We start from the raw sequence: 14,439 nt of genomic DNA, 5'->3' as shown, positions 1-14,439 counted from the left end.
CAGAGGGCAGACGAGGTGCTTTTATTTTGCATAGGGCTGACTTAACCGTTTACAGAGGATAATCTTCACTGAATTCCACTCTTCAAAGGATTTGGCGAGCATGCGTTTTTTTGAGAACGGCCCAGATATTCCAGACTCGTTGATTTCAGCTCGCGAAGAGGGGCGCGTGGTCTTTTTCTGTGGAGCTGGGGTATCCATACCTGCTGGATTCCCTAGTTTCTTGAAATTGACGCTAGAAGTTATGAAAGGTCTCGGTGTCTCCAATCAATCCGAGAATCCTATATCCGCTTATAAGAAAATGATCGAAATTGCCTGTAGTAAAGAATGCCCGCCAGACTACACGCTGCCATTCTCTTTCGATCAGGTATTTTATTTGCTTCAACAAGAATATGGTCTGCTTGCTGTTGAGCAGGAAGTAAGCTCCGCACTAAGATTAAAAAAAAGTACATTCATAGATAACCATAAAGCAATTTTACGATTGTCTAAAAATTCAAATCAGAACCCACAAGTGGTGACAACAAACTTTGATTTGTTATTTGAACAGGCGCAGCGAGGTGTGCTGACCCATGTTCAACCGGCTTTACCAGACCTTACGTCTGGCGTGCTTCCTGAAGGCGTTATATATCTTCATGGTCGACTTGCTGGGAAAAGTATTAGTGATCATAAGTCTAGGTTAATTATTAGTAGTGCTGATTTTGGTCGAGCATACCTTGCGGACGGTTGGGCGAATCGTTTTATAAAGCATCTTGCTCAACAATATGTGATAGTCCTTCTGGGGTATAGCGCAGAGGATCCGCCAGTGAGGTACTTACTTGAAGGGATGCACTCAAAAAGTGCAGGTGTTGGCGGCTCCATCTACGCGTTTGATCGTGGCACTCAAGAGCGTGTAGATCAGAACTGGCGCCATAAAGGCGTAAACGGAATAGCTTTTAATGATTTCGATGATCTTTGGAGTTCTATAGGTGCTTGGGCTGACTACTCCGAGGATTCCTCCAGCTGGAGGGCAAGTGTACTAAAGCTGGCTGGTAAAAGTCCGCGTGATTTATCAGCCTTTCAGCGGGGGCAAGTAACCCATTTAATTAGTTCTGCTTCTGGGGCGGAGCTGTTCTATAAAGCTGAGCCCACACCAAGCGCAGAATGGCTTTGTGTTTTTGATCCGTATGTAAGAAACGCAAAGCCAGAGGTTGTCAGAGCTTATGTGGAGTCGTCTAAGTATGATTATAGTCCTCAAGACTACTACGGCTTAGAAAATGATCCATTGATAAATTATGACAGCCGTGAGCCACAATATTGGGGGGCGGATTTCCTTTCGTTTTTACCGGGTGAAGGTGCTACTCAGACTAAGCGGGGGCAGGGGCAGGGGCTAGTTGGTAATACAACAGAGCTAATTTCTACGCGAATGAGGTACCTTGCCGCCTGGCTAGTGAAAAACTTAAATGAGCCGTGGGCAATTTGGTGGGCAGCAGGAAAAACAGGATTAAATGCCCATCTTCTCAGAATGCTTGAAAATAAGTTGTGGGAGGTTGCTGATAAGTTATCTGATCAGGTAGTTCGCCATTGGAGTATTTTGTTTGATGAAAATAATCATAAGTTGCGTTTAGATAAAGACATTGAGTGGTATTATCTAAAAGATAAGCTAGATAAGCTAGGATGGAACTCTTTAACTCTGCGGTATTTGGAACAGGCCATACGGCCGAGCTTAACGGTTAATCGGCGTTTTCGTCACACCCAGCCGATTGTGCTCGGGGAACTAGTCACAACTGATGTTAGCTTGGTGTTGATTTCTTTTCATAGTGAAGAAATTGAGGTGTCGGCAGATTTTTTGCCTGAGGTTTTAATTGTTTGGCGAAATGCTTTGCTCAGAATGGTTCAGCTTGCCCCGGAGCTAAATTATTTTCCTCCGGTTGATTTGTTTCGCGATGACGGTGATGATTTAAAAGAAGGTGCTGACAAGTTTTTAGAAATTTATTCAAGGCTGTTTGCTAAGCTGGTATTGGTATGTCCGGAAAAAGCAAGGAGGGAATACGATAGCTGGCCTGAAAATGAGGCTTTATTTTTTTCTTCATTAAAGTTGTTTGCGATGTTGTGCCCCGGTCTCTTTAATTCTAACGAAATTTTTATTGATCTTCTAAAATCGACGAGTGAAGAGTTTTGGGGGTTCAGTTATAGACATAAGGTGCTTGAGTTGCTAGTCAGCAATTGGGGCGGCTTTTCAAAACAGCAAAAATGTCAAATAGAGCGGCGAATAATTGACGGGCCGCCAGTCAAGTCCGAATACACGTCAGAACAAAGTGAGCGCTACCATCTGTATTCCGTTGGGGAGTTACTCGGGGGGCTTGAGGCGCAAGGGTGCAAACTATCAAAAAAATCTCAGCAGCAACTTGAGGTTTTTCGACAAAGCTATGAGGGGAGCGCAAGGATTGAGAGTGGTGAGTTCAGGAAAAAAATTGGCAAATCTGGATGGGTAACCACAGACAAAAATGCCAGTATCCTTATGGCGTGCCCAATTGATCAAATCACTACTATCGCGCAAGCAGAAGTAGAGCGTGATTTTTTTAGTCTTGTTGAGCAGCGGCCTTTTGCAGGTCTTGTTGAAATTGCCCCCTTGAGAGCGTTAAAAAGCTTGGTGCTTGACGCCAAGAGAGGGGTTTACCCAATAGCTCTTTGGCAGCAACTATTAACTGGTTGGCCCAAGTCACCGGCTAAGTTGACGATGCAGGCTGCAAGGCGATTAATCCTGCTTCCCATGGATAGTATTGCTCAGCTGTCACAAGCTTATTCGGAGTGGGTTCTAAATCATTTTCTGATTATGTATGACGCACTTCCTGAATTTGCGTTGCTTGTATGGGATAAGACAATTGAGCTATTCAATGTGGCTGGGGATGAAACTTTAAAAAGCTCTATTGTGTCTATTCGTCGAGCCGGTGTAGAGTTACCCTATTCAGTTCCAATACGCGAAAGTGCTCAAAACTCTCCTTTAGGCAGAATGACGGAGGCACTATTTTCAGTATATAGTCGCCACAAATTAAAATCTGGCGAAGGTGTCCCCCCTGAGTTGAAGGTGAGGCTTGAACTATTACTCTCCACTAAGTCTCAATATTTAAGTCATGCTGTACATCAGATTGCAGTAAGGTTGGACTGGTTGTTTTGGATTGAGCCTGAGTGGGTAAAAAGAAATATTTTACCTCTATTTCAAAGCGGAAATGATTTCGCTGAGGCGGCATGGAGCGGAAGGCTTTTTGATTCTCGACATTTTCGACCGGAACTATTCGCAGAAATAAAAAGAAGCTTCATAAGTCTATTTGACAATATCCAGAGATGGCAGTGGGATCGAGGGATCTCCCGAATTTTGCACCAGCATCTCGTTTTAGCTTGTCGGTATGGACTTAAAGATGACCGATTTCTAAAGTTTGATGAGGTCAGAGGGGTTTTACAGATTACTGACGATGCAGGTAGGGCCGAGGCTTTAAGATACTTAGCATTGCTGATGACGTCAAAGAGTGCTTGGAAAACATTTGGAAAGGGCTTTCTAACTAAAGCCTGGCCTCGTGAATTGCGTTATCTGAGTCATGCAACGACAAATGGTTTTCTGCACTTGACTGAAAAAGCTCCGCATAGTTTTCCAGATGTAGTTAAACTGGTATTTCAGTTTTTGACCACGGTAAAACGTTGCGATACGCTTTTTTATAGTTCATCAAAGGAGCCAGAAGTCTCCTCGGCAACTCAGCATCCCGAAGCGATGCTCATGTTGTTAGATAAAATACTTTCGGAACATACTATACCTCCTTATCAGCTTGCCAATATTCTTGATCAAATTGTTGAGTCTAAACCATCTTTAGCAAAGGATAGGCGATTGCTGCGGCTAAGAAAAATTGCGATGGATAATATTTAGAAGTTGGTATAGGTCCACGGACTTGGTTTAGTAGCAACATCTACCGATCTTCGCTGCTCGACCCAGTCCGAAAGCTCCAGGATGGCGACTTCGAGAGCGAGTTGGTTTTCGTTGCGCTTGAAGAGCAGGGAAGGGAGCAGATCAGAGTTTGGCATCGCGAATCCTCGGCTATGAGGTCAGCGTAGCAATCGTCAATCGTGAGGGGAGGGATGAAGGGTATAGTCGGCAGGGCGCCGGGGGAGGGGCCAAAAACGGTGAGAAGCGAACGTTTACGGACGGGGCGATCAACCCAAAGCCGGCCATAGACATACTGCCAATGACGTCGTAACCTCCGAGCGGGTTTTATCGTTTTCTTTCCTTTGCCCATGTCGCGCTTCTAGCGCTGGACTCAATTAGTTCAAGGGGGGTAGACATGGACAAGGAACGTCACACGACACAGGTGGCGAAAAAAACATTACCCTATATGTATCACTTACTTATAGTTAACTATAAATGAAAATACCTATCCGTGCGGCAAGTCCAGAAGAGCTTATAGCCAAGCTATCGATGCTAGACATAGATGTTCCCTTGCGCTCGGAAGGCCGAACAACAGAGCACGTTGAGCGTTATGGCTTGGCATACTTTTTATCATCCATTCCTCATGAAAAATTGCTCTTTCCGCTATCTGTCACACACAATGACAAGCCTGATTTCGTAATTGACTGTTCGTCTTTTTCTATAGGCATTGAGCACATTGAAGCTGTCTCGCAAAATGCTGCGATGTCGAGTTTCATCAGAGAATCAGGAGTAGGCAAAGGCATCTATTTTATTCCACACGCCGCCCCTGGAGAGCGCGTAAAAAAGGGCAAGAAGCTCCGCCAAGAAATTGAGGCCGATGAGTGTGGGAGCGGTTGGGTAGGTGACGCACCGGAGCGCGAGTGGGCCGAAGCCATGCTCTACTTCGTCAACAAGAAAGTACCTATAGTCACAGCAACAGAATTTAAAAGATATGAAGCAAACTGGCTTCTCATTTATGATAATTGGCAACTTCCTACGGTCAAGCCGCACGTCGCAGCAAATTTTTTAGAAGATTTGCTGCGTCGCAGCAAGGCCTTTGAAACTTTCGACAGTATTTTTATCATCAGTCATGAGTATCTTCATGAATTCTCTCCGAAACATTTAATACACAATATAAATAAACCCGGAGCATAGAGCTAGCAATGCGCTCAATTATCGCTCGATTCGTTCGCCGGACAGACAAAGACTTTGCTTTGGTCTGCCTCGCAGGTTAAACGTTAAATTAGGAGAAGTCATGGAAGCTACAGTATTTTATTCTTGGCAAAGTGATCTGGATGGAAAGCTTAATCGATACTTCATTCGGGATTGCTTGAAAGACGCACTTAGAAAATTAAGCGCAGAGCCAGAATACGGAGAGTCTGTAAGGATTGATAGCGATACAGCTGGTGTGCCAGGAACGCCAGATATTGCTTTTACTATATTTAAAAAAATCGATAGCAGCCAGGTATTTATAGCTGATATCAGTTTTTGTGCGACATCAGCAGATGGCCAAAAAAAATTCCCAAATTCAAATGTAATGATTGAGCTAGGTTACGCGCTTGCAAGAAATAGCGATGCCGGCGTTCTAAACATCATGAATACTGCATATGGGAAGCCAGATGATCTGCCATTTGATTTGAAACATAAAAGATGGCCAATCCAGTATGAATTAACTGAAGAGATATACTCTGATTCGGCCAAAAGAAAAGACGTAAAAGATAAACTAACTAATGAGCTATACAATTTTGTAAAAATAATAATTGATGCAAGTGAAGTAGATGGCGAGCTCCCTAGGATTGGCGACACTCCTTCGCTAGCATATATCGAGAAAAGTATTATCAACTCTGATTCAGCTCAGGATTGGGATGTAAGGTCAGTGCATTTTAAAACCGTGGCAGTCTATCGAAATGACGTCAATTTGAGGATTGAGATAGATTGGTCAGAAGATGGGGTGCAATGCGAAGACTTCAAAGAGCCATGGGCAAACTGCCATCCAGATCGCAAAGCTTCTGGTCATTGGGTCGATATATTTTATGGGGTAAGCCACATCATTTCGTTGAGAAGTATTATTGTGAATGTTGATGGTGCCAGGGCATCGTTGCCAATCCCAAGACAAAAAGGCGTTTCTGGGAGTATCACAGAGGTTCTTCCATTAGACTACAAGTATGCCAAAATATTCGATACCCAAGGCACATTAGATGAATATATGTGGCGTTCTAAACTGACTCTAGCTATATAGTTGACTTAATAATCAAGTGCAGCGGATAAATTTACGCTGTGTTCCAATTTTCGGCTTGAGTGGACGTTAGTGTCCGCTTTGGGTGAAGGTCCTTTTTGATCGGCAGCAGCGGAGTCATAGCTGCCTGTCAGCACAGGCAAAAAACGGCCCAAAGCAGTCAGTCGGATGTATCTAGAAAGCCCGGGGCGATTCATTGTTAGGGCGAGTGCGGCTCTCTCGTCCTGTCACTCTGGCGTCATCATCACCGCGAGCGTCATCTTGATGAATTTTTCATTCTTGTCGATGGCTTCAAGAGCGCAGCGCACGTTGTCGGCAACCTCGGCTGAGCCGCGCTGCTCGACCCAATTCGAAAGCTCCAGGATGGCGGCTTCGAGAGCGAGCTGGTTTTCGTTGATCTTGAAGAGTAGGGAAGGGAGCAGGTCTGAATTTGGCATCGCGAATCCTCAGCTATGAGGTCAGCGTAGCAGCCTGTTACATGAAGGATATTTAACGATCGACAGGACGCTGGAGTAGGGGGAAAGCTGGAAAGTTTTGTAACGGTTACCAAATAGTTTTGTAACGCCCTCAACGAGCAGTGCTGATTCCCAAACGCCAGAAACGACAAAGCCCTGAAAAATCAGGGCTTTGTCGTATAAAGATGGCGGAGGCGATGGGATTCGAACTCATGGACCTGTTACAGTCGACGGTTTTCAAGACCGTTGCCTTAAACCACTCGGCCACACCTCCGTTTGCGTTGCGGGCGCCATAATACCTGAATGAAACACACTGTCAAACTCTCTGCATGGCTTGTTACAGAGCGTCTGTTATGATCTTTGCGACTGAACGTTTCAAACCAACAGGAGTGTCGCCATGCGCGAACAGGATTACGCAGTTAATAACAGCGTGCAGGCTGAGCAGCTAGAGGTTAGCCGCGTCCTGCGCAACACATACGGCTTGCTCGCCCTGACCCTCGCATTCAGCGGTGTGACGGCCTACGTTGCCCAGCAGATGCGTGTTGGCTACCCGAACATTTTCGTGGTGCTGATCGGCTTCTACGGTCTTTTCTTCCTAACCAACAAACTCCGTGATTCGGCGTGGGGCCTGGTGTCGGCATTTGCCCTGACCGGTTTCATGGGTTTCCTGCTTGGCCCGATCCTCAACCGTTACCTGGGTATGCAGGGCGGTGCTGAAGTGGTCAGCTCGGCGTTCGCGATGACAGCGCTGGTGTTCGGCGGTCTGTCGGCGTATGTGCTGATTACCCGCAAGGACATGAGCTTCCTCGGCGGTTTCATCACGGCAGGCTTCTTCGTGCTGCTGGGTGCAACGCTGGCGGGCATGTTCTTCCAGATCAGCGGTCTGCAACTGGCGATCAGCGCAGGTTTCGTGCTGTTCTCCTCGGTCTGCATCCTGTTCCAGACCAGCGCCATCATTCATGGCGGCGAGCGTAACTACATCATGGCCACCATCAGCCTGTATGTATCGATCTACAACCTGTTCATCAGCCTGTTGCAGCTGTTCGGCATCATGGGGCGCGATGATTGATCGTCGGCCTTGAAGTAAAAAACCCGCTCAGGCGGGTTTTTTATTTTCTGGAATTCAGGACTATTCGACAATGACGATGCTGCCGTCGGCTTGCTGGCGGTAGATGGTGTAGGGCAGCAACAAGGTGTCGAGTGCGCCGGAGATGACCACGTCCAGCAGCACAATTGCGGGGGCAGGGCCATGTACCTGCGCATCCCGACCCTCTTCGAGGGGGGCATTCAGGTAGCAAAAATCGTAGGTCACGCCACTGTAGATGCGCGGTACCGCGCCGCAATAACTCTTATGCTCCTTGAGGCTTTTCGAGGCCACTTCATCATTGCGTACAACCGTCTGAATCGTGCCGCACCCTGCAAGCAGCATCGCCACGAGTAGCATTGCCTGAGTTTTCATGCCGTCAATCCTTCGCCGGAAACCGTCAATCTGATTCAGTTTGAAACGAATATCACTCACGCCATGGGTGGCAACCGGCGCTTGACCGGGGTTTTCTTGACGATTGCCGTATTGGTTTCAGCAAGGGTGTTGAGGCGGTCGAGCAAGGTGTCCAACTGCTCCATCGAGCGCACGTGCAGGCGCGCAATGAAACAGTCGTCGCCGGTGACCTTGTCGCACTCGGTGAATTCGGGAATGGCCATGATTTGCCGTTCCACTTCCTGCAGTTGGCCCGGCAACGGGCGAATGCGCACGATGGCCTGGAGTTGATAGCCAAAGCATTTCGGGTCGATTTCAACGGTGTAGCCCTTGAGTACGCCACGCTCTTCCAGGCGGCGCAGACGTTCGGCGACGCTGGGGGAGGACAGGCCACTGATTTGTGCCAGGGCCTTGAGCGAACGTCGCGAGTCTTCCATCAGGGCGGTGATCAGCACCTGGTCGATGTCATCGGTCATGGCGAAACCCTCTGTTAGGCATTTTTTCAAAACGGCCTTGATAAAAAAGGCTGATATCGAGTTTAGCCTGCTTTTTGCTATGGAGTAGCGCCTGAGTGCATTGGCATACTTTGGTCACAAACACAGGAGTCTGATGATGGACAAAACCCTACGCCGCGGTTCGTTCGAAATGACGGCCGCCATGCTGATCTCCGGCACCATCGGTTGGTTCGTGCTGGTGTCCGGGCAACCGGTGCTGGATGTAGTGTTCTGGCGCTGCCTGTTCGGTGCCGGCACCTTGCTGCTGATTTGTGCTGCCTTTGGTTTTTTGCGCCCCGGCATTTTGACCCGCACCACCTTATTGCTGGCGGTACTCAGCGGTGTGGCGATTGTCGGCAACTGGGTGCTGTTGTTCGCGTCCTATTCCCGGGCGTCGATTGCCATTGGTACCGCTGTCTATAACGTCCAACCGTTCATGCTGGTAGGGCTGGCAGCGCTGTTTCTCAATGAAAAGATCACCGCGCAAAAACTGGGCTGGCTGGGTGTGTCGTTTCTCGGGATGCTGGCAATCGTCAGCGCCCATGGCAGCCAGAGCGAGAGCGGCAGCGATTACCTGACGGGCATTGCCCTGGCGTTGGGCGCGGCGTTTCTCTACGCGATTGCCGCGTTGATCATCAAGCGTCTGACCGGCACTCCACCGCATTTGATTGCGCTGATCCAGGTCGCCACCGGCGTGTTGTTGCTCGCGCCATTCGCGCATTTTTCGGCATTGCCGCAGGCGTCGGGCGCGTGGGCCAGCCTGGTGACGCTGGGCATGGTGCATACCGGTGTCATGTACGTGTTGCTGTACGGCGCCATTCAAAAGCTGCCGACGGCGTTGACGGGGGCGCTGTCCTTCATCTACCCGATCGCGGCGATTTTCGTCGACTGGTTTGCCTTCGGTCATCGCCTGGAGCCGCTGCAGTGGATTGGTGTCGCGGCGATCCTGCTGGCCGCTGCCGGCATGCAACAAGGCTGGTCGCTGAAGTTTCGGCGCACAGTAACGCCGTAATCTGCGACACAGGCGTCAGATGTTCCAGCGTGGCGCGTTCCCGGCCAGTCGCTGGCGCATCTCGCCGACGTTGGCGGCCAGCTGCTGAGTCAGCAAGCGATACCCGTCCAGCGTGTTGTAGACAGGTGCATCAAGGCTGACCAGCGGCAAGTCCATGGGACGATTGAGCCGCTGGGCGGCGCCTGATTTCAAGGCCCGGGCCATGCCGATCAATTGCACGCGAATCTGTCGATGCTCAGCTTTCAATGCCGTTTGCAGGAGCGTCATCGCCTCGGGGTCATTGGCATCTGGTCGGGTGTTGCCGAGGATTTCCAGGGTGCTGACGCACATGCGCAGATTGCGCTGAATGGCATCCAGTTCGGTCATGGAAATCTTCACTTCCTTGGACACCGACGGCATCAGTGAGCGAAGTTGCACCATCACCGCATTCAGGCGAGTCATGAGTTTGAGATGTTCATCGGCGGTGATGGCCTGGCCGTCAATGATGCGCCCGTAGATTTTCGCGCAATCACGCAGCGCATCGGCCAGGTTGTAGCGCCAGGAATAAACCGCGTACAGCGGCAGGGCAAAGGAAAACGCCAGGGCCAGGGCAATGCCGATCAGGATATCCACCCCGCGCCACAAGCCATCGGTGACCGGGTTGTCGCCGTGACCCGCGACGATAAACACGGTAATTGCCGACAGCAGCGCGGTGTACCCGCCCTTGCCGATGGCGTGATACGAGAAAAAACCGCACACCACCGACATCGCGAAATAGGTCAGCCAGGGCATCCCGAGCCAGGCCTGTTGTGCCACCAACGCCAGGCCGACGCCGGCGCCGATCAAGGTACCGATGGCACGCTCGGCGGCTTTCTTGCCGATGTTGCCGTGGTGCTGCAAGCCGCCGATCACCACCAGCATCGTCACCGACGCCCACTCACCGTGGGGCAGATGGATGCCGGTGGTCAGCAGGATCGTCGCCAATAGCCCGAGCGACACCCGCACCGCATGGATCACTCGGGCATGGCGGTAGCGCCGATACGGGTCCAGCAACGGCCGCAGCAATCGGCGCAGCAGCGGTGGCAATCGTTGGGCTCTGGATGTGCTCAGGCTGGCTCTCCTCAGAAGATGTAGTCGGTGGTCAGGAAGCTCGAACTGCGGCCGCTGATGATCTCGCTGATCAGGTCCTTGTTGGTTTCCTGGAACTTGGTGGCCACCAGGGTGCGGATCGAAAACACCCGCAGTGCGTCATGTACCGACAAGGTGCCTTCGGCCGAGTTCTTGCGACCATTGAAGGGATAGGTGTCCGGGCCGCGCTGGCATTGGGCATTGAGGTTGATGCGCCCGACCTGATTGGCAAAGGTGTCCACCAGCCGGCCGACCGCCACCGGGTTGGTGCCGAAGATGCTCAATTGCTGGCCGAAGTCCGACTCCAGCACGTAATCGATCACGGTATCCAGATGACGGTATGGCACGATGGGGATGACCGGGCCGAACTGTTCTTCCTGATAAACGCGCATCTGCGGCGTGACCGGGTATAGCACCGCCGGGTAGAAGAATGATGCTCGCGCCTCACCGCCGTTGGAGTTGACCACTTTGGCGCCTTTGCTTTCGGCATCCGCCACCAGTGCATGCAAATAGTCGACCTTGCCTGATTCCGGCAATGGCGTCAGGGCTACGCCGCTTTCCCAGGGCATGCCGGGTTTGAGGTTGGCAAGTCTGGCATTGAACTTGTCGATGAAGGACTCGACCACGTCTTCGTGGACAAAAAGGATTTTCAGCGCTGTGCAGCGCTGGCCATTGAATGACAGTGAGCCCGTCACCGCCTCACTGACCGCATTGTCCAGATCCACTTCCGGCAGGACGATGCCCGGGTTTTTCGCATCCAGGCCCAGCGCTGCGCGCAAGCGGTGTGGTTTCGGATGGAGCTTTTTCAGGTCGCTGGCGGCCTTGTTGGTGCCAATGAAGGCAAAGATGTCGATCTTGCCGCTGGCCATCAGCGCGCTGACCGTCTCGCGGCCGCTGCCATAGATGACGTTGATCACCCCGGCCGGGAAGCTGTCGCGGAAGGCCTCCAGCAGCGGGCGAATCAGCAGCACGCCCAGTTTGGCCGGTTTGAACACCACCGTATTGCCCATGATCAGCGCCGGGATCAGCGTGGTGAAGGTTTCGTTCAACGGATAGTTGTAAGGCCCCATGCACAGGGCAACGCCCAGTGGCACACGACGGATCTGGCCGAGGGTGTCCTGTTCCAGCTCGAAACGGCTGGAGCGGCGGTCGAGCTCTTTCAGTGCGTTGATGGTGTCGACGATGTAGTCGCAGGTGCGGTCGAATTCCTTTTCCGAATCCTTGAGGTTCTTGCCGATTTCCCACATCAGCAACTTGACCACAGCGTCGCGCTGCTCGCGCATGCGCCCCAGGAAGGTTTCGACGTGCTGGATGCGCTCGGCTACGCGCATGGTCGGCCACAGTCCCTGACCACGGTCGTAGGCGCGCACGGCAGCGTCGAGGGCGGTCAATGCGGTCTCGGCATCGAGCAACGGCGTGCTGCCGAGGATCACTTGCTCGTCGCCATCAGCGCCGGTCAGGTAAACCGGGCTGCGGACCTGGGCCAGTGGCCCGTTCCAGGTTTTCAGCATGCCGTCGACCAGGTACTCACGCTGCTCGGTCTGGCCATCAAGGTGGTACTTTTCCGGGATGTCGGCGGGGCTTGGGAACAGGTTCTCGAGAATCTTGGCTGTGGTCATGTCGCTACCCCTCTGGAATGGCTGATGCGTTGATGAATCGTTTTAGCAGACCTCAGCAACGCTTGTCATGACTCATCTCAGCGTTTTTTCGCACAGCGTGATGGACCGCGGACTCATCGACGCCTTCAGTCATGGCCTCAGAAGCTCCCCTTGTTGGCCCCCAATGCCCTCAACCCGCCCACGCGGGGTGCCTTAGTGTTGACCTCTGCTTGATCACAACAAAAAGGTGCACCCGGCTGACCGGGCACCGGATGAGAGGACAGCCATGCGGGCACGCCGGTTAACTGAAAAGCCTAGCCTTTGTTTGGCCTTGGTGGGGTGCGTCTTTGCGGCGTTGCTTGCGGGGTGCGGCGAAGAGCCGAAAAACCCGCCGAGCCGCAGCGAAGCGGGCGCCGCGAGGCCCGCCGACGCCGAGCTGGCGCAGGTTTACGACAACAGCTGCAAGCTTTGCCATGCCAACCCGGCGGCCGGGGCGCCGCTGACCGGCGACAGGAAGGCTTGGGAGCCACGGGTGCTGCAGGGCGCCGACACGCTGCTCGATCATGCGATCAACGGTTACAACGGCATGCCGCCGATGGGCATGTGCATGCAGTGTTCCCAAGAGCAGTTCCTGGCGCTGATTGCCTTTATGTCCGGCCAGCCAATCCAATAACAACAAAGCAGGGTGCGATTCATGACGATGGACATGACACGGCGTCAGTTGCTGCAACGGGCGAGCGTCATTGGCGCTTTTACCGCGCTCGGCTCGACACCGGCATTGGCCGAACTGCTGCGCGCGCCACGGTTGATTCCCTGGCGCAACTGGTCGGGCAGCCAGAGTTGCCTGCCGGCGGCGCGGCTGGCGCCAAAGAACCTGGATGAGTTGACGCAAGTGGTGCGCCAGGCCGCGGGCAAGATTCGTCCGGTGGGTTCGGCACACTCCTTCAGTGCATTGGTGCCCACTGACGGGACCTTGCTCTCACTGAGCTATTTCTCGGGTTTGCTTGATCACGATGCGAAAACACTGCAAGCCGAATTCGCCGCCGGCACGCCAATGTCACGTATGGGCACACCGCTCAAAGACATTGGCCAGGCCCTGCAAAACATGGCCGACATCGATTACCAGACACTGGCCGGCGCGATCTCGACCTCGACCCACGGTACCGGCAAGAACTTTCAATCGTATTCGGCGCATGTCTGTGGCTTGCAATTGGTAGCCGCCAACGGCGACGTGCTGGAGTGCGACGCCAATCGTTATCCTGAAGTGTTCAGCGCAGCCCGGGTGTCGCTGGGAGCGTTGGGCGTGGCAACCAGAGTGCGCCTGCAAAACCGACCGTCGTACCGCTTGAGGGAGCGGCAGTGGATTGCCAGGACTGAAGAACTGCTGGAAGACCTGGACAACAACACCCGGGAAAACCAGCACTGGGAAATGCTCGTGGTGACCCATTCCGACTACGCCTTGTCGATCGCTCTGAACGAAACCAGCGACCTGGCCACACCGCCGGTCCCGGCGGATGAGGAGGGCGGCAACGAGTTTGTCACGCTGATCGAGAAAATCGACAAGTACGCCAGCGACTTCCCGGATCTGCGTCGCACAATGCTCAACAGCCTGCGCCACCTGGCCAGTTTCGATGATCGGGTGGGCGACTCGTTCGATATCTACGCCAACGTGCGCACGGTGCGTTTCAACGAAATGGAATATTCCGTACCGGCTGAATACGGCCCGGCGTGTTTGCGCGAGATCCTCAAGCTGATCCAGGACAAAGACCTGCGCACCTGGTTTCCGATTGAATACCGCTACGTCAAGGCCGACGACATTCCCCTGAGCATGTTCGAAGGCCGCGACAGCTGTTCGATCTCGGTGCACCAGCATTACCAGATGGACCACCACAACTTCTTCGCCGCCATCGAGCCGATTTTCTGGAAGTACAACGGCCGACCGCACTGGGGCAAGTTGCACACCCTGAACGCGAAAAACCTGCAGCCGCTGTACCCGCGCTGGCAGGAATTCATCCAGGTGCGGCAGGAACTCGACCCCAGCGGCAAATTCCTCAATGCGCATTTGTCGTCCATTCTGGGGGTGAGCTGATGGCCGTCAATCGCCGTAATTTTCTGCTCGGCACCGCGGGTGT

Annotated in this window: 12 protein-coding genes and 1 tRNA gene; 7 read left to right on the top strand and 6 right to left on the bottom strand. The window is 52.5% G+C overall.

Annotated elements, in window-relative coordinates; translation table 11 throughout:
* The first annotated feature begins 100 nt into the window (after positions 1-100).
* The 3 genes from CAF65_RS19095 to CAF65_RS28105 all read left to right on the top strand — a co-directional run bounded on the left by CAF65_RS19095 (position 101) and on the right by CAF65_RS28105 (position 6,167).
* Positions 101-3,892: an SIR2 family protein gene (locus tag CAF65_RS19095; RefSeq protein ID WP_085717674.1), complete on the top strand. Its 3,792-nt coding sequence runs from the start codon at positions 101-103 to the stop codon at positions 3,890-3,892.
* 492 nt (positions 3,893-4,384) lie between these two features.
* Positions 4,385-5,083, top strand: coding sequence for a hypothetical protein (locus CAF65_RS28110; protein WP_143492129.1), 699 nt, complete (start codon positions 4,385-4,387; stop codon positions 5,081-5,083).
* Positions 5,084-5,183: 100 nt separating this feature from the next.
* On the top strand, positions 5,184-6,167 hold the full coding sequence (locus tag CAF65_RS28105; RefSeq protein ID WP_143492128.1) for a hypothetical protein: 984 nt from the start codon (positions 5,184-5,186) through the stop codon (positions 6,165-6,167).
* A 224-nt stretch (positions 6,168-6,391) separates the two neighbouring features.
* Here CAF65_RS28105 and CAF65_RS19085 read toward each other — a convergent pair whose 3' ends face one another.
* The gene (locus CAF65_RS19085; RefSeq protein ID WP_085717672.1) at positions 6,392-6,601 is read right to left on the bottom strand and encodes a hypothetical protein; all 210 of its coding nucleotides are present in this window, start codon (positions 6,599-6,601) and stop codon (positions 6,392-6,394) included.
* 204 nt (positions 6,602-6,805) lie between these two features.
* Positions 6,806-6,893 (bottom strand) — tRNA-Ser (locus tag CAF65_RS19080).
* 123 nt (positions 6,894-7,016) lie between these two features.
* Between CAF65_RS19080 and CAF65_RS19075 the strand changes: the two genes are divergently transcribed.
* Positions 7,017-7,688: a Bax inhibitor-1/YccA family protein gene (locus tag CAF65_RS19075; protein WP_085717671.1), complete on the top strand. Its 672-nt coding sequence runs from the start codon at positions 7,017-7,019 to the stop codon at positions 7,686-7,688.
* Positions 7,689-7,748: 60 nt separating this feature from the next.
* On the opposite strand, the gene CAF65_RS19070 is transcribed toward CAF65_RS19075, so the two are convergent.
* A complete protein-coding gene (locus CAF65_RS19070) occupies positions 7,749-8,078 on the bottom strand; it encodes a YceK/YidQ family lipoprotein (RefSeq protein ID WP_085717670.1) in 330 nt (109 codons plus the stop codon).
* A 56-nt stretch (positions 8,079-8,134) separates the two neighbouring features.
* Positions 8,135-8,572, bottom strand: a complete 438-nt coding sequence (locus tag CAF65_RS19065) for an Lrp/AsnC family transcriptional regulator (protein WP_057396958.1) — start codon at positions 8,570-8,572, stop codon at positions 8,135-8,137.
* Between the two features lie 136 nt (positions 8,573-8,708).
* Between CAF65_RS19065 and CAF65_RS19060 the strand changes: the two genes are divergently transcribed.
* Complete coding sequence (locus tag CAF65_RS19060; protein ID WP_085717669.1) at positions 8,709-9,602, top strand: DMT family transporter; 894 nt, start codon at positions 8,709-8,711, stop codon at positions 9,600-9,602.
* Positions 9,603-9,617: 15 nt separating this feature from the next.
* On the opposite strand, the gene CAF65_RS19055 is transcribed toward CAF65_RS19060, so the two are convergent.
* Together CAF65_RS19055 and CAF65_RS19050 are read right to left on the bottom strand one after the other, a co-directional pair.
* A complete protein-coding gene (locus CAF65_RS19055; RefSeq protein ID WP_085717745.1) occupies positions 9,618-10,658 on the bottom strand; it encodes an FUSC family protein in 1,041 nt (346 codons plus the stop codon).
* A gap of 44 nt (positions 10,659-10,702) precedes the next feature.
* The gene (locus CAF65_RS19050; RefSeq protein WP_085717668.1) at positions 10,703-12,328 is read right to left on the bottom strand and encodes an NADP-dependent glyceraldehyde-3-phosphate dehydrogenase; all 1,626 of its coding nucleotides are present in this window, start codon (positions 12,326-12,328) and stop codon (positions 10,703-10,705) included.
* A gap of 265 nt (positions 12,329-12,593) precedes the next feature.
* Between CAF65_RS19050 and CAF65_RS19045 the strand changes: the two genes are divergently transcribed.
* Both CAF65_RS19045 and CAF65_RS19040 read left to right on the top strand, forming a co-directional pair.
* Positions 12,594-12,980: a cytochrome c5 family protein gene (locus tag CAF65_RS19045; RefSeq protein WP_085717667.1), complete on the top strand. Its 387-nt coding sequence runs from the start codon at positions 12,594-12,596 to the stop codon at positions 12,978-12,980.
* Between the two features lie 21 nt (positions 12,981-13,001).
* Positions 13,002-14,396 carry a D-arabinono-1,4-lactone oxidase gene (locus CAF65_RS19040; RefSeq protein ID WP_085717666.1) on the top strand — a complete coding sequence of 465 codons (1,395 nt, stop codon included), beginning with the start codon at positions 13,002-13,004 and terminating at the stop codon, positions 14,394-14,396.
* Positions 14,397-14,439: the final 43 nt, after the last annotated feature.

The sequence above is a fragment of the Pseudomonas sp. B28(2017) genome, from assembly GCF_002113025.1.
Lineage (GTDB): Bacteria > Pseudomonadota > Gammaproteobacteria > Pseudomonadales > Pseudomonadaceae > Aquipseudomonas.
This window is presented reverse-complemented; position numbering and strand designations above follow the sequence as displayed.